We start from the raw sequence: 24,490 nt of genomic DNA, 5'->3' as shown, positions 1-24,490 counted from the left end.
TCTCCAGCATCGTCCCCCGTGCCTGACCGCGCATCCGGAGGCCCGGCAGCGCCCACGACGTGACCCGGGAACCTTCAGGAACACCCCGGACCCGGACCGCCGGCCGTACCGCACACGCGCGGGCCGTACCCGCCCCACCGCGTTCAACTGCCCTTCCTGCCTCAACGGCACGCGACAACCGAGGACTTGACCCGCGCCCCAGCGGGCAACGGTTACCCGTCGGCACCGTACGGCCCCGACGCCTCCTCGGTTCTCACCTGTTCTCATCCACCCGCCGCAGGTGCATGCGCTCTTTCTCGGACAGCCCTCCCCAGACGCCGAACCGTTCGTCATGGATGAGCGCGTACTCGAGACACGCGGAGCGCATATCGCACAGCCCGCAGATGCGCTTCGCCTCCCGCACCGAACTGCCCGGCTCGGGAAAGAAGAAATCGGCCCCCGTCTGCGCACACAGCGCCTGCTTCTGCCAGGCGATGTCGGACGCAGTGATCGCTTCGCTGTACATGACCGAGAGCATGCCGCGCGGCGACAAACGTTCGATCAACGCGGAATCAACGAGTGCTCCGTGAGCCTCGGCCACGCCCCACGATGATGTCCGGCACAGCGGCGCGGCGCACGGCGGCGCGCGGAGAAAAACACGACGGCGAAAACCCGACGAAGCGGGGCTCCCGGTCACAGCACTAGGGCCCGTCATACGAGTCCGGCGGCGATCGCCAGTGGGAGGTGGAAGACTCGGCAGAGCAGGCACTCCTCTAAGGGGGCAGTCATGCTCACCACCCGCTATGTCGACGGCGCCCCTGACTGGCTGGATGTCGCCACTTCCGACGTCGACGGCGCCATCTCCTTCTACCGCGACATCTTCGGCTGGCAGTTCCAGTCGGCGGGACCAGACGCCGGAGGCTACGGCTTCTTCCAGCTCTCGGGCAGGACCACCGCCGGCTGTATGCAGGCCACCCCGGAGCAGGGACCGCCTTCCTGGACCGTCTACTTCCAGAGTTCCGACGCCGAGGCCACCGCGAAGGCGGCCGAGCGGGCGGGCGGCAGCGTCCTCCTCCAGCCCATGGACGTCATGGGTGAGGGTCACATGGCTGTCCTCGCCGACCACGCGGGTGTGCCCTTCGGTATCTGGCAGCCGGGACGGACCAAGGGCCTCGGCATGGCCGGTGAACCGGGCTCGTTGTGCTGGGTCGAGCTGTACACACTGGACATCGCCCGCGCCGCCGCCTTCTACCGCCAGGTGCTCGGCTGGGAGACCGGGGGCGTGCCCTTCCCCGGCGGCACGTACACCTGCGTAAACCCCGAGGGGGCCGGCGAAGACGCCGTGTTCGGCGGTCTCGTCCCGCTGGCCGACCATCCCACGCAGGCGCAGTCCGGCGCGCACTGGCTTCCGTACTTCGCGGTCACGGACGCGGACGCCACGGTGAGCAGGACACAGGAACTCGGTGGCACTGTGGGGACACCGGCGGCGGACATCGAGGGCGTGGGCCGTATCGCCAGGCTCGTCGACCCCTGGGGAGCACGGTTCGCGGTGCTCAGGAGCGCACCTCGGCAGCCGCAGGAGGGCTGAGGCCCGTCGATGGCGGCGCAGGTGCCGAGGACACAGGCGGCCCCCCGAACAGCTGGCCGTGCGCGGCTCCGACGGGAGGCCCGCGCGTAATCGCGCCGACCCGTCACGCGTACTCGTCAAAGGGGTCCGCCTCGCGATGGCGGTGCGATTCGCCAGACCGGTCCGAGTCGTCATGCCTGTGCGATTCGTCAGAGCGGTCGGACTCGTAATGCCTGTGCGAATGGGACTCGTACCGGGGCATCGACCCGTCCCGCTTCTTCACCAGGAACAGCCCGGCCATCCCGTGGTCGGCGTGTTTCTGCACATGGCAGTGGTACATCCACGCGCCCGCTCCGACCTCCTCGCCCGCGATCACCTGGAACCCGAAGGCGTCCCCCGGCCCCACGACCTTGTTGTCGACGACCCGGCTGTGGTCGTCGGGACCGGCGAGCAGCCCCGTGCGGTTCTCCGCCCAGCGGTGACCGTGCAGGTGGAAGGTGTGGAAGTGGTCGCCATGCGTGATCATCACAAACTCGACGCGCTCCCCGACGATCGCCTCGAAGTTGGGCGCGTTGCGCCCCTTGCGATTGTTGATCTTCATGTTGTTGAACACGATCGTGTGCGTTCTGTCGGGGAGGATGTCGCCCTTGCGGCGAACGATCACCGGCCCGTACAGACCCTTACGGATACCGCCCGTGCCGTGCTCCGTGCCGAGGGCGTGGTCGTGGTAATGCCAGTAGCCCGCGCTGCCCTCGCGCCAGGTGCCGTCCTTGCGGTGACCCGGGGTGTGCGTGCGCCATACGTAGGTGTGTCTGCCGCCGGGCCTCACGGCGCTCCGGCTCAAGCTTGTGCCGTCACTGGTGATCTCGTAGTCCAGACCGTGCACATGAAGACTCGCCGTGACGTCCGTGGTGTTCACGAACTCGATGTGCAGTGTGTCGCCCTCGTTGATCTCGATGAGGGGGCCGGGAATGGTGGCCTTGCCCCTCTTGAACCCGTATCCCATCTGCCCGTGACCGAGATGCTCGGCGTAGAGCGTGATGTGCCTGACCTTGCCACCGGCGGGCGCTCTCCTCACCAACCTGTCGGTACCGACGGCATCCGTGGTCAGGGACATCGATGTCGCGACGGCGGCACCGCCCAGCAGCATCCGCCGGTTGAAGCTGCGTCTGTCCATGCCTGACTCCCCATCCTGTACAGAACTCACGGAGACGAGCCGCTAGGACGAACAGCTGGGACGATAGCGGCACAATCATGATTTTATGTTCAATACGTCAAAATCTTTGTATTTCAGTCACATCTACCGGCGTGTCGTGCATGGAAGTGCCGCTGCGGTGAGGTGACGCCGTGAGAAGGCAGGGGAGGTCGGCCGTCAGCCCGTGGGAGAGCCGCGGCCATTGACGAGCGGGGATCAGGGTGTCGCGGGCCCGTCCGGGTCAGCCGGCCGCTCGACGGTCGCAGGCTTCGGGGTGTTCCCCGGCTTCGCCTCCCGCCGTGCCCTGCTCGGCTGAACCCGCTTCGGTTCACCCGGCATCTTGGGGTACTCCGGGGGATACGGCAGGTCGCCCAGGCCGTGGTCGTGCTCGTCGCGCCGGGCCAGTTCGAGGAGTGCCTCCAGTGAGAAGGCGTGGTCGTCCATGTCCGCGTGGACGTCCCCCACTTCGGCGTACCGGCGAGGCATGGTCGCCAGGTCGAAGTCGCCGGGCACCGCCTCTGCGACCTCCTCCCAGCGCAGGGGCGCGGATACGGGGGCGTGCGGCTTGGGGCGGACGGAGTAGGCGGAGGCGATGGTGCGGTCACGGGCGGTCTGGTTGTAGTCGACGAAGATCTTCCGGCCCCGCTCCTCCTTCCACCAGGCCGTGGTCACACGCGCGGACATCCGGCGCTCCAGTTCTCGCCCGACGGCGATCGCGGCACGGCGCACCTGGGTGAAGGTCCAGCGCGGTTCGATGGGCACGAAGACGTGCAGCCCCCGGCCGCCGGAGGTCTTGGGCCAGCCGCGCAGCCCGCCGAACTCGTCCAGTACAGCGCGCAGTTCATGGGCGGCGTGCACCGCGTCGGCGTAGTCGGTGCCCGGCTGCGGGTCGAGGTCGATGCGGAGTTCGTCCGGGCGGTCGACGTCATCGCGGCGCACCGGCCACGGGTGGAAGGTGAGCGTGCCGTACTGCGCGGCCCACACGACGGCGGCGACTTCGGTGGGACACATCTCGTCGGCGCTGCGACCGCTCGGGAAGGTGATGTGGGCGGTGGGAATCCAGGCGGGCATGTTCTTGGGCGCCCGCTTCTGGAAGAAGGACTCGCCGGTCACGCCGTCCGGGTAGCGCTCCAGGGTGGTGGGCCGGTCGCGCAGGGCGCGCAGGATGCCGGGGCCGACGGCGAGGTAGTACCGCGCGAGGTCGAGCTTGGTGAAGCCGCGCTCCGGAAAGAAGACCTTGTCGGGGTTGGACAACCGCACCGTCCTGCCCGCCGCCTCCAACTCCACCGCATCGCCCATGTGTGCCACGGTAGGTGTAGGAAACACACCTCGCACACCGGGCGGATCACACCGCATGGCCACAGAATCAAAGGCATGGACCTGCCGGTGATGCCGCCCGTGAAGCCGATGCTCGCCAAGCCCGTGTCCACGATCCCTCCGGACATGCAGTACGAGGCGAAGTGGGACGGCTTCCGGGCGATCGTCTTCCGCGACGGCCCCGAGGTCGAGCTGGGCAGCCGCACGGGCAAGTCACTGACCAGGTACTTCCCCGAGTTGGTGGAGGCGCTGCGGGAGCGCTTGCCCGAGCGGTGCGTGCTGGACGGCGAGATCGTGATCGCACGGGAAGGGCACCTCGACTTCGACGCCCTGACGGAGCGAATCCATCCCGCGGACTCGCGGGTACGGACGCTCGCGCGGAGGACCCCGGCCTCGTTCGTGGCGTTCGATCTGCTGGCACTGGCCGACACAGCGCTGCTCGACACCCCGTTGAGCGAGCGGCGCGCGCTGCTGGAGAGGGCGCTGTCCGCGGTGACACCGCCCGTCCATCTCGCGCCGGCGACGACGGACCGCACGGTGGCCGAGCAATGGTTCGAGCAGTACGAGGGCGCCGGCCTGGACGGAGTGATCGCCAAACCGCTCTCACTTCCCTACCGTCCGGACGAGCGCGTGATGTTCAAGGTGAAGCACGAGCGCACGGCGGACGTGGTGGTCGCGGGCTACCGCTTCCACAAGAGCGGACCGGTCGTCGGCTCGCTGTTGCTCGGGCTCTATGACGACCGGGGAACGCTCCAGCATGTCGGGGTGTGCGCCGCGTTCCCGATGAAGCGGCGCGCCGAGCTGGTGCGGGAGCTGGAGCCGCTGCGGATGGAGGACGTCTCCGGGCATCCGTGGGCCGCCTGGTCTCAGGAGGCGGCGCACGAGACGGCCCGGTTGCCGGGCGCTCCCAGCCGCTGGTCGGGAAAGAAGGACCTGTCCTGGGTGCCGCTGCGGCCCGAACGGGTGGCGGAGGTGGCGTACGACCATATGGAGAACGGGGTGCGTTTCCGGCACACGGCACGCTTTCGCCGCTGGCGCCCGGACCGTACTCCCGAGAGTTGTACGTACACACAGCTGGAGGAACCGGTGCGTTACGACCTCGGGGAGATCCTCGGCACTCCGTGAGTACTCGGGAGCCCCTGCCGCGCGGCGCCCCGGACCGCCGCCGGGGAGGGGCCCTATTTCCGGCGGCCCAGCCTGCGTTCGATCGCCGCGCCGGCGTCCCGGCGGGCGGCGGCGAGCGCCTGACGGGCCTCCTCGGCCGAGCCGAGACCCAGCGCCGCCGCGATCGCCTCCCAGGCGACGCCTCCCACGAGCAGCGCCTCCACGGCGGCGCCGACCGCGACCACCGACTCACGGCGGGCGCGGTCGAGTTCGGTGAGCGTGCGCAGCAGGTCCGGCGCCGTGGCGGCCTCCGTGAGTCCGCCCTGCGCCGCATGGCGTGCCTGATCGGCGGTGACCCACCAGTCGGCGGAGGTATGCGGGGAACGGGTGACGAGGGTCCGGTCCACGATGGTGCCGCCTTCCTTCCCGGGTACGCATCTGAAGCGCTGCGGGCACGTCGAGTCTAGCCAGCCGATCCGCACAACGGGGTGATTGGTCCGCTGAACGGACCAGTCGCGTCAGCTCACCGCTCGAACGGCAGCCCCACACGCGCCAGTTCCCTCGCCGCCGCGGTCAGCCCGTCCGCGAAGCGTCGTACGCGCTCGTCGGTGAACCGGGTGCTGGGCCCGCCGAAGGACAGGACCGCCACCACCGCTCCGCCGCGCCCTCGCACCGGCACGGCCACCGCCGACAGCCCCTCCTCGCGTTCACCATGGCTCGTGGCGTACTCCTGGACCCGCGCCTGGTCGGCCCACGCGCGCAGCGTCTCCAGATGAGCGGCCCCGTACGGCGAGGCTTCCGCGACGCGGCGCAGCAGGGCCTCCGGAGCGTCGAGCAGCAGCGCCTTGGCGACACCGCCCGCCCACAGCGGCAGCTCATCGCCGACCCGGACGACCTGCCGCAGCGTCCGCGGTCCCTCCTCCTGGGCGATGCAGACACGGTGGATGTCGCGGCGCACGTACAGGTGCACCGTCTCCTTGTGCTCGGCGGCCAGGTCGCGCAGGATCGCCCCAGCCGCGGGCGGTAGCCGCCAGGCCTGTTCGGCGAGCCGGGACCAGCGCAGCAGGGCCGGTCCCGCGATGTAGCGGCCGTGTTCGTCGACCCAGAGCAGTCCGTTCAGCCGGAGCGTCCCCAGCAGGCGCAGCACCGTGGTCTTGGGCAGGCCCGAGGCCAAGACGATGTCGCGGATGGACAGCGCTGGGCGGCACTCGTCGAAGAGTCCCAGAATGTCGATCGCCCGCTGGACGGTTCTGATCCCCGCGGGTTCGGCCTCGGCCGCCATGACTGTTCCTCTCGGCTCCGGACCGTACAGCGGCCCTGCTGACGCTCCTGCACCGGCACGGTACTCCGAACCGGTCCGCTGGGCGGACCGGTTCGGGCCTCGGTCACGGCAAGGGGGCGGCCGGCCGACCGACTGCGATGCGACGGTCAGCGTGACCCGGAAGGAGCAGTCGTGCCCAGTGCGTCCCGAGCCCGAGCAGCCAGCCCGTCCGCGCCGCAAACCTGCGCCAACGTCAGTCCTCGCTTGAGCTCTCCGGCCGACCGCGTGGCGATCCCGTATTCGACGAGGGCGGCCGCGTGCTCGTAGGCACACGGAGAGGCCTCCAGGTATTTCACCGCCTGCGCGTACAGCAAGACGGCACGCTGACCGGTCTCCAAAGCGGCGGCGATACGCAGGGCCTCGCCGATCGCCGTGTCGGTACCGAACAGTTCGGCCTGGCGACGGGCGGTCGCGGCCAGTTCGGCGGCGCGGCGGGGATCGTCGGCGGCCAGCGCACAGGCGAGGGCGCCCGCCCAGGGCGCCAGCACCGTGTTGTGGCCGTGCCCGGCGGACGCCTTCTCGGCGGCCTCCAGTTCGTTGACGCCCTCCTCGGTGCGGCCGACGGCGAGAAGCAGCCGTCCTCGGACGCATCGGATGTCGGGCAGCACGATCGTGGACGGGTACGGCGGGGCGAAGCCATACTGCTCAGCGATCGACCAGGCCTCCTCGACGTGCCCGCGGGCGAGCAGGGTGTCGACGAGTCCGCAGGTCGCGGACCAGTACAGGGGCAGGCCGCGGCCGACGCGCTCCGCGAGGCGCAGTGATTCGCGCAGGGACATCTCCGCCTCGCGGAGCCGACCCCGTCGGCGGTGTCCGAGTCCGACGTAGGCGTGCGCGAGGGCGAGGTGGCCGCCACCCCAGCCGGCCGAGTCGTAGACGCCCAGGGCTTCCGTGAACAGGCTCTCGGCCCGGTCGAGCCGGTCCGTGTAGACGTACGAACTACCCAGCATCAGTAGCAGTTCGATGCCCCACTCGGTGTCGGTCCAGCCGAGTCCGGGTGCGAGGCGGCCGTTGACGAGGGCACGGTCACACAGTTCCGCGACCTCCTCGGCGTTCTCACCGTGGGTCATCGCGTCGAAGCCGCGCAGGATGAGCAGCGCGCGCTCGGAGTTGTCCCGCCCGGTGCAGGTGCGGGCGAGTTGGGCCAGCTCCCGGGAGCGGGCCAGGCTGTGCTCCCCGGCCGCGTGCACGCCCTCCCACATGTGGTGCACGGCCTGCAGGCGCAGGCGAGAGGGTCCGGGTTCGAGGCGGGCGGCCTCCGCGTCGACCGTGCGGATGGCCTCCTCCAACTGGTTGTTGTGCAGCAGGGCCTGGGAGAGGCGGTAGACGGCGTCGACGCGGACGTCGCCGTCGAGGCCCGGCATGGCGAGGGCCGCCTGGAAATAGTCGATGGTGGTGGCCGGCGCGGTCAGCAGCGTGGCGCAGCCGAGTTCGTAGAGCAGATGCGGGTGGACCTCGGGCAGCGGGGGCTCCAGCAGGGCCCGCTCCAGGCAGCGGCGGGCCGCTTCGGGGGCACCGACGGCGAGGTGTTCACGGGCGGCTTCGCGCATCTGCTCGACGAGTTCCTCGTCGTCGTCCGGGTGGACTTCCAGAAGGTGGCGGGAGGCGGCCGCGGCGCCGAGCCCGCAGTCGGTGACCACCTGCGCGGCGATGCCGTGCATCGCGGTGCGCAGCCCGTCGGGGATCGAGCGGTAGACGGCGCTGGCGATCAGCGGGTGCACGAACTCCAGCTCGCCGGCGTCCACATGGGGGTTCGCCGGGGTGGGCTCGGTGAGGATGCGTGCCACGCTGAGCAGTTCGGCGCAGCGGACCGCCTCCTCGTGGCGCAGGGTGGCGAGGCGGGCCACCAGGTCCACGGTGATGCCGGTGCCCAGGATGGCCGCGGCCCAGGCGAACCGGGTGGCCTCGATACCGAGGCTTTCGAGCCGGGCGACGAGGCCGTTGCCACGGGCGGAGCGGTTCAGGGCGCGTAGTTCGGCGGCCGAGGCCTCGACCGGTTCGAACTCGCTGTCCTGCACCTTGGCGAGGAGTTCGACGGTCTCGTACGGGTTGCCGCCGGTGACGGCCCACACCTCCCGGCAGAACGGGTCGTCCGCATGCGCGCCGACCGTGGCGCGGGTGAGTCCGGCCGTCGCCTCGGGAGTGAACGCCCTGAGGGCGCCGGCCGGGCGGAGCGCTGCCGCCGCGATCGTGTCGAGGTGATGGGCGCTCTCGTCGGCGACATCACCGGGGCGCAGGGCGACCACGACGAGGACGCGCAGGTCGGCGAGTCGCTCGACGAACGCGGCCAACCAGCGCAGGGTCTCCTGGTCGGCCCAGTGCGCGTCGTCGATGAGCAGTACCAGCGGCCACTCCCGCTTGGCGAGCCGTGAGACGGCCACGACCAGACCCTCGCACACGCTCTGCGGGTCGGCCTGCCGCTCGCCGGGCTCCGTTATCCCGAGGGCGGGGCCGGCGATGTCGTACCAGTCGCCCAGGTATTCGCGCGCCTCCTCCGGCATCAGGGAGAGCAGCGCGGGCTGGAGGAGTTGTCGTACGACATTGAAGGGGACGGAGGTGACCGTCTCGCCGCTGCGGGCCGACCAGACCGTGCAGCCCCGTTCCTCCGCGATGCGGCGTGTCTCGCCGAGGAGCGCGGTCTTGCCGATGCCGGCCTCTCCGGTGAACATCAGCAGGCTTCCCGCCGCCGAAGGCGAGGAGTCGTCGCGCAGGGCGTCGATCGCCTCGGTGACGGCGGTGAGTTCCGCGTCACGTTCCCACAGGGAAGCCGAGGCGACCGTGTCGGGCCGTGCCTCCGTCATCCCGCTCCCTCCCCAGGTCGCCCAAACGACGTACAGACAACGAGCCTAGCCGTCCTCGGGTTCCAGTGGAGACAGGTCGGGACACCTGTTGCCGAGACGGGTGACGCGAGGTGTCCGAGGGCGACGCGAGGTGCCGAGGGCCGGGCCCGGTGGCAGCCGTCGATCGTCAACCGCCTTGGCACTCGACGGCTTTCGTCCTTCGTGACGGATGCCGCATACCGAGCGTCTTCCGTTGGCGTCGACGGATAGCACATCCGAGCCGTCGGCACCCGGACCCTGGCGTAGTGCGGCCGGGTGGGGTGCCCCTCTGCTTGAGAGGAACCCCACCCGGCCGGGGATGCGCGCCGCCCCCGTCCCCACGGTGCGGGCGCAAGCAGGCCGCCGTCCGGTCATCCCGCGGACGGCGGCCCGGGCCTCATGCCACTCCCAGTCCCGGAAGCAGCACCGCCTCGACGAAGCGCGCGAGGTACTCCTCGTCCGCGTACCGCCCCTCCAGCACCGGGCGGACTCGTAGCACGCCGAGCAGTTGCACGGGGACGTACTCCAATGCCGGATGATCGGCGGCCACCTCCCCGCGCTCCACTCCGCGGCGGAGGATCGCCTGGAGCGCCCTGACCTCGGGCTCGACGAGTGCCTCGCGCAGCGCCTGCGCGAGTTCCTCGTCCTGCGTCACGGCATGGCCGAGGGCCTGGAGCAGCTTGGTGTCACGGCCGGACCACGCCGCGACCGCCTGAGCCGCGCCGCGCAGGTCCCCGGCGAGCGAACCGGTGTCGACGCCCGCGATCCGCACGCACCGGTTGGCCCTCAGGGCGGCGGCCACGAACTGGGGCTTCGTCTTCCACTGCCGGTACAGCGTCGACTTGCTGCACCGCGTGCTGGCGGCGACGCCCTCCATGGTGACGGCGTCATAGCCGTGTTCGCGGATCTGGTCGAGCACGGCGTCGAAGAACTCCTGCTCGCGCTCAGGGGTGAGCTTGGAACGGCGCGAAGCGGCAACCGTCTCCGGCGCGTCCGCTACCTGCGACGTCATGGCTTCGCTCCTCCGTCGTGAGCCGGCTCCGTCGTGATCCGGCCGGTAGACACCTCAGTCTATCGACACACGCATGTATCGATACGCTCATGTATCGATACATTACTGTACCGGTACGGAAGCGTATCGGTACACTTCCGTTTCGATGAGTCTTGGACAGGACCCGTTCGTCTGTCGAGTGGATCTTGTCCTGGGCTCACCACGCACCACCCCACACACGTCAGCAAAGGGGGCGGGGATGGAATCCCGCACCGGGCCAGAGAGTGGCGAGGCAGCCGCGATACGCCGGCCGCCTCTCCTGCGCGAGCTCCTGCTGGTCGCGGGGCTCTTCCTCGTCTACAAGTTCGGCCGGCGGCTGGCGAACGGCCACAGTGTCGAGGCCCACGTCAACGCGCACCACGTCTGGCAGTGGGAGCGCTTCCTTCATCTGCCGGGCGAGGGTGCCGTGCAGTCCGCACTGCTGCACGGCGACCCCCTCGTCCGCGCCGCGAACATCTACTACGTGGCCGTCCACTTCACGGCCACCGCGGCCTTCCTCGTCTGGCTGTACCTGCGGCGGCCCGACCACTATCTGTGGGCCCGCCGGGCCCTCGCCCTGGTCACCGGCGCCGCGCTGGTGCTGCACCTCGCGTTCCCGCTCGCCCCGCCGCGGATGCTCGACGTGGCACACCTGGTGGACACCGGGCAGGTGTACGGGCCGACGGTGTACGGGGCCGTGCCCGAGACCGACTCGATGGCGAACCAGTTCGCCGCTATGCCCTCGCTGCATTTCGGCTGGGCACTGATGGTCGCGATCGGTCTGATCGCGGCGACCCGGTCCCGCTGGCGCCCGCTGTGGCTGCTGCATCCGCTGCTGACCCTGGTGGTGATCGTCGGCACGGCGAACCACTACTGGTTGGACGCGATCGCGGCGGCCGTCCTGCTCGGCATCGCGCTGGCGGTGGTCCGTGTACCGGCGCCCGCACCGAGCGGGGCGGTCTCCGAGGCGCCGCTCACCGTGCCGTCGCCCAGGGCCGGTGTGCCCCGGGCGGCCGACGGGCCCATGTCGGCCGCCCGGGGCACACCGGCGGGCGGGACCGTGTCGGCCGACGACTCCCACCTGGCTGGGGTCAGCCCATGAGCGCAACGATCCTCGCCGTTGTCCTGTCCCTGTTCTCCGCCGTCGCGTACGCGGCGGCAGCCGTGGCCCAGGAGCGGCTCGCCCGGACCTCCGGCACCGGGGTGCTGCGGCTGCTGACGCGCGGAGCCTGGTGGTGGTCGGTCGTTCTGAACGCCTCCGCCGCGCTGTTGCACGTCGCTGCCCTCGAGTTCGGTCCGCTGATGCTGGTCCAGCCGCTGGGTGCGCTCACTCTCGTGGCCGCGGTGCCGCTGGGGGCACGAGCGGCCGGACGCCGGGTCGACGTGGTCGAGTGGCGGGGCACGGCACTCACGCTGATCGGTCTGGCCGCGCTACTGGTGACGGCGTCCGGACCCGAGCCCGAGGACGTACTGAGCCTTCCGGAGGCGCTGGCGGTGGCCGGTACGACCGCCGTCCTGATCGGCGCGCTGTCCTTTCCCCGGTCTCGGCCCCGTTCGACGGGCGCCCGCCCCGGGCTGCGCCACGCGACCGCCTCCGGTTTCGCCTCCGGTGTCGCCTCGGCTCTCACGCAGACGGTGACGGTGGCGGCCACGGACCGCTCGGGGCCGATACTCAGCGCGCAGGTCGTCGTGGTGGCACTCCTGGTGGCACTGTTCGCGGCGGGTGGCCTGCTGCTGTCGCAGGCGGCATACCGGGGCGGCGGCCTGGGCGCCCCGCTCGCGGTGGTGACCCTTGCGAACCCTGTCGCCGCGGCGATGATCGGGCTGTCCCTGCTGGGCGAGCGCCTCCAGGGCGGCGCGGCAGGCCTGGTTTTCGCGGCGGCCGGAGCCTGCCTGGCGTCGTGGGGGGTGGTGACCCTGTCGCGGCCGGCGCCGAGCCCGGTTCTTGCGGCCGCGGTCGACCCTGGCCGGCCGGGGCCGACGGCGGGCGGTGGCCACCCGGTCGTGACGGTGCTCGGGCTGGCGCCCCACCCTGCCCCGCACGGGCCGTCGCTGTTGCCTCAGCAGCCGACGCCTCCGACGCCGTCGGAGCACGTCACCGCGCTTTAGAACTCGCGAGAACGCAAGGGGGCCGACGTGTGCGAGCACGCGTCGGCCCCCTTGCGTTCCCCCGGCACGCGCAGGCCGAAATGCTTCGGAGTGCTAGTGCCGCGGCACTAGATCCTGCTCTCCGTCGCCGTGTCCGCGGACAGCCGCTGGGCGATGTAGATCGGGATCACCGACGCGAGGACGAGCACCGCGGCCACCACGTTCACGATCGGGGCCTGCTGCGGGCGGGTCATGTTGTTGAAGATCCAGATGGGCAGGGTCTCGACGCCTGGGCCGGCGGTGAAGGTGGTCACCACGACCTCGTCGAAGGAGAGCGCGAACGCGAGCAGGCCGCCCGCGAGCAGCGCCGAGCGCACCAGCGGGAACGTGACGTCCACGAAGGCCCGGAAGGTGTGGGCGCCCAGGTCCATCGCCGCCTCCTCGTAGGAGCCGGAGGTGCGACGCAACCGTGCGACCACGTTGTTGAAGACGACGACGATGCAGAAGGTGGCATGTCCGACGATCACGGTGAACAGGCCGAGGCCGACGCCGAGCGGTTCGAGGACCGTGCCGAACGCCGAGTTGAGCGCGATGCCGGTGACGATACCGGGCAGCGCGATCGGCAGGACCACCACGAAGGAGACGGCGTTGCGGCCGAAGAAGCGGTGCCGGGCCACCGCGAAGGCGATCAGTGTGCCGAGCAGCAGCGCGATCGCCGTGGCGCCCAGGCCCGCCTTCAGCGAGACCCAGACGGCGTTGCGGGCCCCGGCGTTCTCCCAGGCCGTCGACCACCAGTGGAAGGTCCACCCGGGCGGCGGCCAGCTCGCGCTGCGGTCCGGGTTGAAGGAGTTGACCAGGACGAGCGCGAGCGGAACGTAGATGATCGCGAAGCCGATCCCGGCGGCGATGCGCAGCGCGATGCGCGCGGAGCGGGACAGTTGCATGACGAGGGACCTCTTCTAGAGGCTGCTGAGCGCGCCCGTGCGGCGCATCGCCAGCAGGTACAACACGATGACCACCACCGGAACCGTCCCCAGCGCGGCGGCCATCGGCAGGTTCAGTTCGATGTTGGAGTAGACGAGGTTGCCGATCAGCTGGGTCTTGCCGCCGACGATCTGCACGGTGATGTAGTCGCCGAGGCTGAGCGAGAAGGTGAAGACCGAGCCGGCGGCGACGGACGGCAGCACCATCGGCAGCACGACCGAGCGGAAGGTCCGGGCGGACCGCGCCCCCAGGTCCGCGGAAGCGTCGAGGAGATTGGCGGGCAGCTGCTCCAGCGCCGTGTGGATCGGCAGGATCATGTACGGCAGCCAGAGGTAGGTGAGGGTGATGATCGCCGCTGGGAGACCGAAGCCCGGTCCGCTCAGCCCGAACGGCTTCAGCATCCAGTCGGCGAGCCCGCCCTGGGACAGGATCAGCCGCCACGCGTAGACCTTGACCAGGTAGCTCGCCCACAGCGGGGTGAGGATCGCCACCACCAGCAGCGGACGCCACCGGGGCCGGGCGACGCGCGCGGTGAAGAAGGCCAGCGGGAAGGCGATCACGGCGCACAGGGCGGTGACCGCGAAGGCCACGCCGATGCTGCGCAGGATCACCTGGTGGAAGACGGGTGTCGTCAGCAGTGCGTGGAAGTTGTCCGTCGACCAGACCTTCACCACCTCGGAGGTGAAGGAGTTCGTCGTCCAGAACGCCGAGAGGAACAGCACGGCCAGCGAGCCGAGGTAGAGCACGGCCAGCCACAGCAGGGGGGCGGTCAGCAGGAGGGACAGCCGCAGCCGCCGGCGGCGGTGCAGCAGCCCGGCGAGCCGCCGGACGGGGGTCCGTCCGGCGGCAGGCTGGGTGGCGGTCATTGTCGTGTCCTCAGCCCTTGATCTCGGTCCAGGCCTGGACCCACTTGGCGTACGGCACGCACTTGACGTCGGTACGGCCGTCGATGCACTGCTCGATGGGCGTGTTCCAGAAGGCGATGTTCTTCCAGTAGGCCGTGTCGCCGGCGTGGAAGGTGGTGCAGAAGTTCTTGTCGCTGGTCTCGGCACAAGCCTTGGAGTTGGCCGGCGCCTCGCCGAAGTACTCGCCGATCTGGGCGTTCACCTTCGGCGAGATGACCCAGTCCAGCCACTTGTAGCCGCAGTTGGGGTGCTTGGCCTTCGCGGACACCATCCAGGTGTCGGACCAACCGGTCGAACCCTCCTTGGGGACGAGGGACTTGACCTTGGCCCCCTCGCTCTCGGCAAGGTTGGCGATGACCTGCCAGGTGGTGCCGACCACGGAGTCACCGCTCTTGAAGGCGGAGACCTCCTTGAGGTAATCGCCCCAGTACTCACCGACGTTCGGGTTCTGCTTCTTCAGCAGGGCGACCGCCGCGTCGAACTGCTTCTGGTCGAGCGCGTAGGGGTCCTTGATCTTCAGCTCGGGCTTGGTGGCCTTCAGGTAGAGAGCCGCGTCGGCGATGTAGATGGGGGAGTCGTACGCGGTGACGTGGCCCTTGTACTTGGCCGCGTCGTCGAAGACGGCGGACCAGGAGGTCGGCGCGGGCTTGACCTTCTGGGTGTTGTACATGAGCAGGTTGGCGCCGCGGCCGTGCGGGATGCCGTAGGCCTTGCCCTTGACGGAGTTCCAGGCCTGGAGCTTCAGGTCGCTGAACACGTCCTTGTAGTTGGGTACGAGGTCGGTGTTGACCGGGGCCGCGTCACCCGAGGCGATGAGGCGCAGGGAGGCGTCGCCGGAGGCGGAGACGGCGTCGTACTCGCCGGTCTTCATCAGCTTGACCATCTCGTCCGAGCTGGCCGCGACCTTGGAGCGGACCTGACAGCCCGTCTGCTTCTCGAAGTCACTGACCCAGTCGACCTTGGGGTCGTTGGAGCCGTCCTCGACATAGCCGGCCCAGGCGATGAGGTTGACCTGTCCCTCGGTCTTGCCCAGCTTCGACTGCGCCTTCAGATCGGGCGGGTTGAGGCCCGTGGACGAGGACGAGCCGCCCGAGTCGGACGAGCCGCAGGCGGTGGCCGCGAACAGCACCGCGACGGCGGCGGCGGCCTGGAGGGGACGAGTGAGGCGCACGAAGTACTCCATAGGTGACAGGGACTGGCGTGGGGGGGGTCAGCGGGCGTCAGGGACCTGGATGGTGTGGCGGCGGTTCCACTGGAGGCACACCCGGGTGCCGCGATAGGCGGCGACGTCCTCGGAGGAGGTCTCCAGATTCTGCTGGAGCGCGGTGAGCCGGCCGCCCTCGTCGAGGTCCACGAGGAATCGGGTGGCGTCTCCCAGGTAGACCACTTCGGCGACGGTGCCGGTGGCGGTGGCGTGTTCCGGCTCGTCCGCGAGAGCGGATTCCTTGAGGACCCGGATCTTTTCGGGCCTGATGCTGAACGTGCCCGAGCTGCCGACGACCCGCTTCGCCGCCTCGCCCTCGAGCAGGTTCGAGGTACCGACGAAGGAGGCGACGAACGCGGTGGCGGGGCGCTCGTAGATCTCGGCGGGGGTGCCGACTTGTTCGATGCGGCCCTTGTTGAAGACCGCGATGCGGTCACTCATCGTCAGGGCCTCTTCCTGATCGTGGGTGACGAACACGAAGGTGATGCCGACCTCGCGTTGCAGCGCCTTGAGTTCGACCTGCATCTGCTCGCGCAGCTTGAGGTCGAGGGCGCCGAGCGGCTCGTCGAGCAACAGCAGACGGGGGCGGCCGACGAGAGCTCGGGCCAGTGCCACCCGCTGCCGCTGGCCACCGGAGAGCTGGCTCGGGCGCCGCTTGCCGAAGCCTTCGAGGCGTACGTCAGCGAGCGCCTTGCGGGCCCGCTGGAGCCGCTCGGCCTTGGGTATCTTGCGGATCTTGAGGCCGTAGGCGACGTTCTGCTCGACGGTCATGTGCGGGAAGAGGGCGTAGTCCTGGAAGACGGTGTGCACGTCCCGCTCGAAGGGCGCGAGACCGGTGACCTCCTGACCGGCCAGCTCGATGGTTCCGGAGCTGGGGCTCTCGAAGCCCGCGATCATGCGCAGGACGGTCGTCTTGCCGGAGCCGGACGGACCGAGCATCGAGAAGAACTCCCCGTCGGCTATCTCCAGGTCGACCCCGGACACCGCGGTGGTACTACCGAACGCCTTCCGCAGTCCCTGCAGCCTGATCGCGCTTCCCTCCATGAACGGGAACCTTTCTGGTGCACTCTTACGTTGGAACGAAAAGATATGAAGTCATAGTTCAAACCTCAAGTCTCAGCCCGAAGTTGAGGGTCTGTCTGAAGGTAAAGATTGAGTCAACGCACAAGGTGGTGGCCGTGAAGCACAACTCGGGACTCGGGGCCCGGAGAGTCGTGTTCACTCCGGTGGACACCCGGGCGCGCGTGGAGACAGTGGTCCGCCGGCTCAGCGACGCCATAGAACTCGGGCTCCTGGCCGACGGGGAGCAACTGCCCCGCGAGAGCGAACTGGCGGGGCAGCTCGGCGTGTCGACCGTGACCCTGCGAGAGGCTCTCGTGGCACTGCGACAGCAGGGTCTGGTCACCACCCGGCGGGGGCGCGGCGGCGGCAGCTTCGTCTCGCTGCCCGCAGACCCGGCCGAGGAGCGGCTCAGGGCACGGCTGGCAGGCTGGAGCACGGAGGAGTTGCGCGACCTGGTCGACCACTGGGCCGCCGTCTCGGGTGCCGCCGCCCGGCTCGCGGCCCAACGCACCGAACCGGACGACCTCCATCAACTACGGCGAACGATGGACGAGTTCGCAACGGCCGAGGACGCCGCGGCGCGCAGTCGGGTGTACGGCCGTTTCCACGTGGAGCTGGCCGCGGCCGCGCAGTCCGCCCGACTCACCCGGGAGCAGATGGCGTTGCAGACGGAGGTCGGGGCGCTGTTGTGCCTCGTCCTCGGGGACGACGTCTATCGCGAGGAGGTGGCCGGCCGTCATCGTTCGGTCGTTCGCGCGGTACAGGACGGGGCCCACGACTGGGCCAGGGAACTGGTCGAGCGGTGCGTCGAGGAATCGACGGCACGGCTCATCGCGCTGCGGCTCGCGCTGTGACCAACGCCCGTACACGCACGGGTGCGTGGCCACCGCGGCCGGTCCCGCGCACCCGACCGGTTCACTCACCAGGAGAGCGGACTTCACGGCGCAGAACGAGCCCCGGTGCCGTCGGCGACCTGAACGCCGACGGATCCGGGGCTCCGCCGGGGGTCACTCCTGTGACAGGGGTACCACGCTGAGGTGGCTCGCTGCGCGCCGGGCGCGGCGCGACCCGCGCGGGGCGGGTGCCGGGCGGGGTGCCTCCCTCAGAACCAGCGTCAGTCGCGAGTAGCCCATGTCCTGGAGGGTCTTGGGCGTCTCCCCCACCACCCGGCAGTCACCACCCCAGCGCGGGTCGGGGTGCAGCAGCGGACGTACCGCCCCGTCGTGCTCCACGGCGTGCGGGCCGACCATGCGAATCCAGTGCGGCAGGCCGTGCTGGTAGGCGGCCTCCATGATGGGGTCCTGAGCGATGTCCCGGCGGATGGACTGCAGCACGTGGTCGTGCCCGTGCCGCTCCACCGCCGCGGCGAAGTGTGCCAGCATCGGCAGACACCAGTTCGACTCGTGCTCGCCCAGGATCGTGCCCGCGTCCGGGTGGAACAGCACGAACCGCAGGAAGTTGTCGCCCGGCATGGCCGTCGGATGCGGTGCGACACCGCCGAAGAGAGTCTCGAACGCGGTGTTGGCGAGGACGACGTCCCAGCGGTGGTCGAAGACGAGCGACGGGAAGGGGGCGGCTTCGAGGAGCATGGCGTAGTCCCGCAGATACGCCCGTGCTTCCGCACTCTCGGGGAGGGGCCTTGGCTGCGACCGCTGCCCGCCTACCTGATACGCCATCGGGAGGTCACCCCTCTTGCCTTTGCGGCCTTCACGCGGCGCCCCGATCCTGCTGTCCCGGGTCGAGTCGTGTCAACTATCGTGGCATTTAACGCCCGTTGACGGCTGAATCTCGCCACAGTTGTGGCGAGACCTGGATGTGAGTTCGAGGGAACGGCTAACCTCCGGGGGGTTCCGGATGACCATGAGAACGATGTGAGAGAGACGTAGGAGACCTGTCGGTGACGGATGGCTTCGAGGTTCCGGGCGCCACGGCGACGGGTCTGCTGCCAGCCGTCGTGGCCCGTGTCACCGTCCTCGCCGACCGGCTGGGCATACCGCATGCGGAGATCTTCGACGTCGCGCGCCTGTCGGTCGAATCCGGCGTCCCGGAGCCGGTGGTGAAGACGCTGCTGAGTGGAGTGCCCGCCGGGGAGCCTGATCTTCAGGAGCGCTTCCTGCAGCGGCTCGACCTGCTGCGCCGCACCCGGCTCAAGCCCAACGGACGCAAGTACACCCAGCAGGAGATCGCCGACGGCGCGGGCATGTCGCGCCAGCAGGCAGGTGCTCTCATCAATGGCGACCGGCGCCCCACCATGGAGCACTGCGACGCCATTCAGCGCTTCTTCGGAGTGCATGCCGGGTTCCTCACGGCCGAGGACCCCGAGGCCCTCACGAACGTCCTCCAGCATTCCGAACAGGAACTCCTCCAGCAACTCGCCGAGCGGGAGGCGGCCGTGGCCACCGACGACCCGTTGGAGCGGCTGCTGCAGGACCACGGCGTTCGCGGCATCGCCTGGCGGGCTGCCCAGCTGCCCACCGACCAGCACCGTGACAAGGTCGCGGAATGGCTGGACATGCTTCTGGAGAGCGTCAAGCGGCCCGAGTCCTGACCCGGGGGGAGAACCGTGGGCATCGGAAGGGAAATGCGCCGCCTGTGCGGCGAGTTGGTCGCGGAGCTGTCGCTCCCGGCACCGACGGAGCCGGTCGAGCTCTACGCCGCGTTGTGCGACGGCATGAGCCGACGCCGCGGCCGCCCCGTCCGGTTCCGCACGGCCGCCTTCCCCCCCGGCACGGCAAGCGGTCTCTGGCTCGACATGGCCGACCAGGACCTCGTCGTCATCGAGGAACGCACCGCACCCGATCACCAGTTGGTGATTCTCGGCCATGAACTGTGGCACCTGAACGCCGGGCACCACAGCCACCATGTGGAGGGAGCCGCCGTCGCGGCGCGGTTGCTGAGCGACACCGCCGATCTGCAGGCGACCGTGCACAAGGTCGCCGCCCGTACGCACTTCGACCTCTGCGACGAGAAGGAGGCGGAGAGCTTCGGGTTGCTGCTGGCCAGCAAGTGCCGTACCTGGCTGGCTGGTTCGTCGCTGCGCGGGCCGGTCAAGCGGGACGACCTGGCGGGCCGGATAGAGGCATCCCTGGGATATCGCGGACCCCAGGGCTGAGGAACGAGCACCGATATCATGGACGGTTCCACCTACTACGTACCAGCCGCCGTGATGGGTGTGGCGCTGACCGTCAAGGCACCCGCGATGATCCGCGCGTGGCGCGACCCACTGCTGCGGTCGGTGTGCGCGCTGATCGTGCTGGCCGGGCTGGTTTTCGTCTTCGCGGCGCCACCGACGATCGCGAAGGTCAACGACATCACGGGCATCACCAATGTCTCGGCGCCCCTGGTGTACTGCCTGCTCAGCGCGTTCAGTGCGTCCTGTCTGGTACTCGTCATCAACTGGCGCGGCGGTCCGCCGGCCGCGACCCGCCGCCTCAGCCGGCGTATCGTCATCGGGTACGGCGTGGTGATCATCACGGTGATCGCGCTTTTCGTACTGGGAGACGCTCCGGTGGAGCGGCTGCGGGACTTCGACACGTACTACGCCCACACGCCGTTCGTACGCGAGATGATCGTGCTGTACCTGCTCGCGCTCACTGTCGCGGGCGTGGCGATGAACATCATGTGTGGGCGTTGGGCTCTTCAGGTGCACGGCTGGCTGCGGGTCGGGCTGCTGATCATCGTGGTCGGTTACCTGTTCAACCTGGCTTATCTGACGACCAAGTTGAGTGCCGTCGTCGCCCGCTGGAACGGACACGACCTGGACTATCTGAGCAGCGACGCGGCGCCCGTGCTGGCCTCCGCCGGAGCGCAGATCAGCGCTGTCGGCTTCTGCCTCCCGCTGGTCTGCCGGCGTGTAGGAGACAGCTGGAACACCTGGTCGACCTTCCGCCTCCTCGGGCCGCTGTGGCGGGAGCTGCAGCAGGTGTCCGCCCGCCCGCACCACAGGGTGCGGATCTCCTGGTGGTCGTCGGCCGAACTGCAGGTGACACAACGGGAGTCCGACATCCACGACGGCATGCTCGGCCTTTACCCCTACTTCGACTCCACAGTGCGCTCTCGTGCCTACGACGCCGCCGTGACGGCGGGCTCCGACCCCGCTCAGGCGCAGGCGGAGGCCGACGCGGCGATGGTTGCGGTGGCAGTACGGGCGAAAGCCGCCGACCCGGAGGGCAGAGTGATCACATCGGCGGGGGCGGACACCGCTCCGGCCGGATCCCCCGAGAGGCCACGCGACCTCGTGCGGATGTCGATCGCCCTGCGTCAGTCACCCGTCGTCGCGGCCGCCCGTGGGCCGGCCGGGACCTGACCAGGAAGCGACTTCCATGAGCGAACCCGCTAGCACGTTCTCAACTGCAGCCCCCCGACGGGCCGTCGTCATCGGCGGCGGCATGGCCGGCATGCTGGCCGCCGCGGCATTGAGCGCGTACGCCGACGTCACTGTCGTCGAGCGGGACACCCTGCCGCACGGCCCCGAGGGACGCAAGGGGCTCCCGCAGGCTCGGCACGTGCACGTGATCTGGTCCGGAGGTGTCCGCGCCATGGAGGAGCTGGTGCCGGGCGTCACCGACGCATGGCTTGCGGCGGGCGCCCGACGTATCCCGCTGCCGACGAGTCTCGTTTCCATGCAGCCGCGGGGCTGGTTCCGGCGCTGGCCCGAGATGCAATTCATGATCGCGTGCAGCCGTGATCTGCTCGACTGGGTAGTGCGCGAACGCGTCACCAAGAGCGAGCGCCTCACCGTGCTGCAGCAAACCGAACTGCTGTCCCTGGAGGGCGACGCGTCGCGGGTGACGGGCGTGCGCGTGCGGACGGACGACGGACAGGAGCGCGTACTGGCGGCCGATCTGGTCGTCGACGCCGCGGGGCGCGGTTCGCGGGCCTCCGTCTGGCTGAAGGCACTGGGTGTGCCGGAGGCCCCGCTGGAGGAAGTGGACTCCGGGCTCACCTACTCCAGCCGGATCTTCCGGGCGCCGCCCGGTACAGAAGACTTCCCGCTGGTCAACGTGCAGTCGGACGCGACGGTGCCGGTGCCGGGACGTACCACCACCGTCGAGCCGATCGAGGGTGGGAGATGGCTGGTGACGCTGTCGGGTACCCGGGGCGGTGAACCACCCGCCACTGCGGAGGAGTTCGAGGCGTTCGCGCGCAACAGCGTCCGGCATCCGGTCGTGGGCGAACTGATCGCACACGCTGAGCCACTGTCCGATCCGGTCGTCACGCGCAGCACGGTCAACCGCCGCCGGTTCTACGAGAAGATCAAGGACTGGCCCGAGGGGTTCGTGGCGATCGGCGACTCGGTGGCCACATACAACCCGGTCTACGGGCACGGGCTGTCCGTCGCCGCGCAGGGCGCGCTGGCGCTGGGCCGGCTCGTGGCCGAGCACAAGCTGACGGAGCCGGGGCTGGCCCGGCGGGCTCAGCGGGCCGTGGCCCGTCCGGTGGCGACGGCCTGGGAGTTCGCGACCAGTACGGACATCCACTACCCCGGTGCGATCGGCAAGGCCCCAGGGATCGCGAACCGTCTTCTCGGCGCCTACGTCAACCGCCTGATGCTGGCCGCCACGGGCCGCCCGCTCGTCGCCAGGGCGTTCTTCGACGTGGTCACCCTGTCGAAGCCACTGAGCGAACTGGTAAGGCCGGCGGTCGTTCTGGCAGTCCTACGGGGCCCTCGCCGCGCGCGCCTGGAAGAACCCCCGCTGACCCAGGCCGAATGGGAGGCGGTCACCGGAGTGGCCGGGGATACGGGGCTGCCCCGTCGGTAACGCCGTTGACCCGGTGGCCAGGCCCCGACAGCGCGCAACCTCTCACCACGTCCGGCCGACGAGGCGTCCAAATGCCCTCGCACTCCCCCTCAGGCCCCAGTAAGGCATGGGGTTTCAGGGGGGGAATCGGGCCTCTGCCGAGAGGGCGAACGCGGCGGCAGGGAAACGAGATTGTCAGTGGGGACCGGCAAGCTGGAGGTGTGCCACAGTGTGCGCGGCGCTGTCCGCGTACGGGGCTCGCAATGCACGTACCGCCGCGCGGCACCCCGTCGCGCGGCCGACCCGGGGAGAGTCGACCGATGCCGACCGCCGTACTCACCGACCGTCAACGCGCCGCCGTACAGGCCTACCTGCGCCTCCTGCACACTGTGCGGGCAGCCTTCGACAGTGCGCCGGACCCGCATCGACCACCCGTCGTCCCGACCGCCGCCTTGGCCGAGGCGGACCGGGCTCTTGCGGAGGTGGGGCTCACGGGCACCGGCAAGGAGTTCTTCCGGCTGCTCGCCAAGTGGCGTCCGTGAGGTCGTCGGGCGTCCGTCAGGAGTGAGGCACGACGACGGCTGTCACGGCCAGCCCCCGCCGTACGGTCCAGCGGCCGCCGAAGGCCTCGACGCGGCGGCCGCCGACCACCGGGCCCGGCACCAGGAGCCGCGCCCGGAAGGAGCCCGGCACGTCGGCGGCGGCGCCCGGGGCGATCTCGATGTCCGCCTCCAGGAAGTCGAGCCATTTCCCGGTCAGGGGAAACCACGCCTTGTAGACGGACTCCTTGGCGCTGAACAGCAGCCGGTCCCAGTGGACGGACGGATGACTGCGGGCGAGATCACGCAGCCGGGCCTGTTCGGCGGGCAGGGCCACCGCGTCCAGCACGCCGTCCGGCAACCGGTCGTGGGGCTCCGCGTCGATGCCGAGCGAGGCCAGTTCGTCCGCCCGGCCCAGCGCGGCGGCGCAGTAGCCATCGCAGTGCGTCATGCTGCCGACCAGCCCGTCCGGCCAGCGCGGTGCGCCGCGTCGGCCGGGCAGCACGGGCTGGGGCGGCACGCCGAGCTTCTCCATCGCATGCCGCGCGCACGCGCGTACGCCGGTGAACTCTCGGCGGCGCTTCTCGACAGCCTGGGCAACGACCGCCGCTTCCTCGGGGAAGAGGGGGCTGCTGTCGCCGAGTGCTTCATCGCCGAGCGCCTCCACGACCACGACCGACTTCGGGAGCAGCTCCTCGATCACCTGCTTGAACCTCCAACGGCAGAATGAGGCGCAGCCTTCCGGGCGGTTCCGGACGCGGGCGCCATTCGCGGGGGTAGCCCACGGACACTTCTTCGAAGCGGACGCCCTCGTGATGGGTGGTCCGCGGAATGTGCAGATGGCCGTAAACCATGCAGGCGACCCGGAAGCGGCGGTGCCAGTCGGCGGTCGACCGGGTGCCGCACCACATGGCGAACTCGGGGTAGCGCAGGATGTCCGTGGGGTGCCGGTCCAGCGGGTAGTGGTTCACCAGCACCGTGGAGAGATCGGCGGGGATCTCCTCGAGCCTGCGCTCGGTCTCGGCGACCCGGGCCCGGCACCACGCCTCACGGCTCGGGTAGGGGTCGGGGTGCAGCAGGAACTCGTCGGTGCACACGATGCCGGTGCCGTGCGCGTACTCCAGGCCCTGTTTCTTGGTCGTGCAGCCCTGCGGCAGGAACGAGTAGTCGTAGAGCAGGAAGAGCGGTGCGACGGCCACCGGGCCGCCCGGCCCCTCCCATACCGGGTAGGGGTCCTCGGGGGTCGTCACGCCCAGCTCCCGGCACAGGGCGACCAGATGCTCGTACCGCTCGACGCCGCGCAGGGTGACGGTGTCCTTGTGGTGGGTCCACAGCTCGTGGTTGCCGGGCGCCCAGATCACTCTGCGGAAGCGGTCGGCGAGCAGTTCGAGGGCCCAGCGGATGTCCGCTACGGTCTCCGCCACGTCACCGGCGACCAGGAGCCAGTCCTCCTCGGAGGTGGGCCGCATCCGCTCGACGAGCGCGCGGTTCTCGGGATACCCGATGTGCAGGTCGCTGATGGCGAGCAGCTGTCCACGGCCGTCCGTCGACTCCACTGTCGCCCCTTTCGAGAACCGGATGGGGAAACAAGAACACATCGGGCCGCCGACAAACAAGAGCGACCCGCGCCAGGAT

24 protein-coding genes are annotated in these 24,490 nt (G+C 70.0%); 10 read left to right on the top strand and 14 right to left on the bottom strand.

The window, feature by feature from the left end:
• Positions 1-253: 253 nt before the first annotated feature.
• Positions 254-505 (bottom strand): WhiB family transcriptional regulator, encoded by a 252-nt coding sequence (locus tag ACWDEX_RS07075; protein WP_450462421.1) that lies wholly within the window; start codon positions 503-505, stop codon positions 254-256.
• Positions 506-766: 261 nt separating this feature from the next.
• Between ACWDEX_RS07075 and ACWDEX_RS07070 the strand changes: the two genes are divergently transcribed.
• Positions 767-1,567, top strand: a complete 801-nt coding sequence (locus ACWDEX_RS07070; protein ID WP_450462198.1) for a VOC family protein — start codon at positions 767-769, stop codon at positions 1,565-1,567.
• Between the two features lie 103 nt (positions 1,568-1,670).
• Here the strand turns inward: ACWDEX_RS07070 and ACWDEX_RS07065 are convergent, their stop codons facing one another.
• Both ACWDEX_RS07065 and ligD read right to left on the bottom strand, forming a co-directional pair.
• Positions 1,671-2,723: a multicopper oxidase domain-containing protein gene (locus ACWDEX_RS07065; protein WP_450462197.1), complete on the bottom strand. Its 1,053-nt coding sequence runs from the start codon at positions 2,721-2,723 to the stop codon at positions 1,671-1,673.
• 234 nt (positions 2,724-2,957) lie between these two features.
• A complete protein-coding gene (gene ligD / locus ACWDEX_RS07060) occupies positions 2,958-4,040 on the bottom strand; it encodes a non-homologous end-joining DNA ligase (protein WP_450462195.1) in 1,083 nt (360 codons plus the stop codon).
• A gap of 75 nt (positions 4,041-4,115) precedes the next feature.
• On the opposite strand from ligD, the gene ACWDEX_RS07055 reads away from it, so the two are divergent.
• On the top strand, positions 4,116-5,183 hold the full coding sequence (locus ACWDEX_RS07055) for an ATP-dependent DNA ligase (RefSeq protein WP_450462194.1): 1,068 nt from the start codon (positions 4,116-4,118) through the stop codon (positions 5,181-5,183).
• A gap of 53 nt (positions 5,184-5,236) precedes the next feature.
• Here the strand turns inward: ACWDEX_RS07055 and ACWDEX_RS07050 are convergent, their stop codons facing one another.
• From ACWDEX_RS07050 to ACWDEX_RS07035, 4 genes are all read right to left on the bottom strand, one after another.
• Positions 5,237-5,569 (bottom strand): hypothetical protein, encoded by a 333-nt coding sequence (locus tag ACWDEX_RS07050; protein ID WP_450462193.1) that lies wholly within the window; start codon positions 5,567-5,569, stop codon positions 5,237-5,239.
• Between the two features lie 116 nt (positions 5,570-5,685).
• Positions 5,686-6,444, bottom strand: coding sequence for an IclR family transcriptional regulator (locus ACWDEX_RS07045; RefSeq protein WP_450462191.1), 759 nt, complete (start codon positions 6,442-6,444; stop codon positions 5,686-5,688).
• A 146-nt stretch (positions 6,445-6,590) separates the two neighbouring features.
• Entirely contained in the window at positions 6,591-9,284 is a 2,694-nt protein-coding gene (locus ACWDEX_RS07040; protein ID WP_450462190.1) for an ATP-binding protein, read from the bottom strand.
• Positions 9,285-9,699: 415 nt separating this feature from the next.
• Positions 9,700-10,314 carry a TetR/AcrR family transcriptional regulator gene (locus ACWDEX_RS07035; protein WP_450462189.1) on the bottom strand — a complete coding sequence of 205 codons (615 nt, stop codon included), beginning with the start codon at positions 10,312-10,314 and terminating at the stop codon, positions 9,700-9,702.
• Between the two features lie 238 nt (positions 10,315-10,552).
• On the opposite strand from ACWDEX_RS07035, the gene ACWDEX_RS07030 reads away from it, so the two are divergent.
• Together ACWDEX_RS07030 and ACWDEX_RS07025 are read left to right on the top strand one after the other, a co-directional pair.
• Positions 10,553-11,434: a phosphatase PAP2 family protein gene (locus ACWDEX_RS07030; RefSeq protein ID WP_450462188.1), complete on the top strand. Its 882-nt coding sequence runs from the start codon at positions 10,553-10,555 to the stop codon at positions 11,432-11,434.
• Positions 11,431-12,441, top strand: a complete 1,011-nt coding sequence (locus tag ACWDEX_RS07025; protein WP_450462187.1) for a DMT family transporter — start codon at positions 11,431-11,433, stop codon at positions 12,439-12,441. Before ACWDEX_RS07030 ends, ACWDEX_RS07025 begins: the two co-directional genes overlap by 4 nt.
• Positions 12,442-12,548: 107 nt before the next feature.
• Here ACWDEX_RS07025 and ACWDEX_RS07020 read toward each other — a convergent pair whose 3' ends face one another.
• Genes ACWDEX_RS07020 through ACWDEX_RS07005 form a run of 4 tightly spaced genes read right to left on the bottom strand, consistent with a single transcriptional unit; the run spans position 12,549 to position 16,557 of the window.
• Positions 12,549-13,364 (bottom strand): ABC transporter permease, encoded by an 816-nt coding sequence (locus ACWDEX_RS07020; protein WP_450462186.1) that lies wholly within the window; start codon positions 13,362-13,364, stop codon positions 12,549-12,551.
• Between the two features lie 15 nt (positions 13,365-13,379).
• Positions 13,380-14,270 carry an ABC transporter permease gene (locus ACWDEX_RS07015; protein ID WP_450462185.1) on the bottom strand — a complete coding sequence of 297 codons (891 nt, stop codon included), beginning with the start codon at positions 14,268-14,270 and terminating at the stop codon, positions 13,380-13,382.
• A gap of 10 nt (positions 14,271-14,280) precedes the next feature.
• Complete coding sequence (locus ACWDEX_RS07010; protein ID WP_450462183.1) at positions 14,281-15,480, bottom strand: ABC transporter substrate-binding protein; 1,200 nt, start codon at positions 15,478-15,480, stop codon at positions 14,281-14,283.
• A 39-nt stretch (positions 15,481-15,519) separates the two neighbouring features.
• Positions 15,520-16,557, bottom strand: a complete 1,038-nt coding sequence (locus ACWDEX_RS07005; protein WP_450462182.1) for an ABC transporter ATP-binding protein — start codon at positions 16,555-16,557, stop codon at positions 15,520-15,522.
• A gap of 134 nt (positions 16,558-16,691) precedes the next feature.
• Between ACWDEX_RS07005 and ACWDEX_RS07000 the strand changes: the two genes are divergently transcribed.
• Positions 16,692-17,429 (top strand): FadR/GntR family transcriptional regulator, encoded by a 738-nt coding sequence (locus ACWDEX_RS07000; RefSeq protein WP_450462181.1) that lies wholly within the window; start codon positions 16,692-16,694, stop codon positions 17,427-17,429.
• Positions 17,430-17,582: 153 nt separating this feature from the next.
• On the opposite strand, the gene ACWDEX_RS06995 is transcribed toward ACWDEX_RS07000, so the two are convergent.
• Positions 17,583-18,251, bottom strand: coding sequence for an MmyB family transcriptional regulator (locus ACWDEX_RS06995; protein ID WP_450462180.1), 669 nt, complete (start codon positions 18,249-18,251; stop codon positions 17,583-17,585).
• Between the two features lie 221 nt (positions 18,252-18,472).
• Here ACWDEX_RS06995 and ACWDEX_RS06990 point away from each other — a divergent pair, with 221 nt between their 5' ends.
• From ACWDEX_RS06990 to ACWDEX_RS06970, 5 genes are all read left to right on the top strand, one after another.
• Positions 18,473-19,123, top strand: coding sequence for a helix-turn-helix domain-containing protein (locus ACWDEX_RS06990; RefSeq protein WP_450462179.1), 651 nt, complete (start codon positions 18,473-18,475; stop codon positions 19,121-19,123).
• Between the two features lie 33 nt (positions 19,124-19,156).
• Positions 19,157-19,687, top strand: coding sequence for a toxin-antitoxin system, toxin component (locus ACWDEX_RS06985; protein ID WP_450462420.1), 531 nt, complete (start codon positions 19,157-19,159; stop codon positions 19,685-19,687).
• 18 nt (positions 19,688-19,705) lie between these two features.
• Positions 19,706-20,881, top strand: coding sequence for an MAB_1171c family putative transporter (locus ACWDEX_RS06980; RefSeq protein ID WP_450462178.1), 1,176 nt, complete (start codon positions 19,706-19,708; stop codon positions 20,879-20,881).
• Positions 20,882-20,897: 16 nt separating this feature from the next.
• Complete coding sequence (locus tag ACWDEX_RS06975) at positions 20,898-22,337, top strand: NAD(P)/FAD-dependent oxidoreductase (protein WP_450462177.1); 1,440 nt, start codon at positions 20,898-20,900, stop codon at positions 22,335-22,337.
• Between the two features lie 299 nt (positions 22,338-22,636).
• Positions 22,637-22,858, top strand: a complete 222-nt coding sequence (locus tag ACWDEX_RS06970; protein ID WP_450462176.1) for a hypothetical protein — start codon at positions 22,637-22,639, stop codon at positions 22,856-22,858.
• A gap of 16 nt (positions 22,859-22,874) precedes the next feature.
• Here the strand turns inward: ACWDEX_RS06970 and ACWDEX_RS06965 are convergent, their stop codons facing one another.
• Both ACWDEX_RS06965 and ACWDEX_RS06960 read right to left on the bottom strand, forming a co-directional pair.
• A complete protein-coding gene (locus ACWDEX_RS06965; RefSeq protein WP_450462175.1) occupies positions 22,875-23,558 on the bottom strand; it encodes a 4'-phosphopantetheinyl transferase family protein in 684 nt (227 codons plus the stop codon).
• On the bottom strand, positions 23,503-24,411 hold the full coding sequence (locus ACWDEX_RS06960) for a metallophosphoesterase family protein (RefSeq protein ID WP_450462174.1): 909 nt from the start codon (positions 24,409-24,411) through the stop codon (positions 23,503-23,505). Before ACWDEX_RS06960 ends, ACWDEX_RS06965 begins: the two co-directional genes overlap by 56 nt.
• Positions 24,412-24,490: the final 79 nt, after the last annotated feature.

The sequence above is a fragment of the Streptomyces sp. NPDC001020 genome, from assembly GCF_053599115.1.
This window is presented reverse-complemented; position numbering and strand designations above follow the sequence as displayed.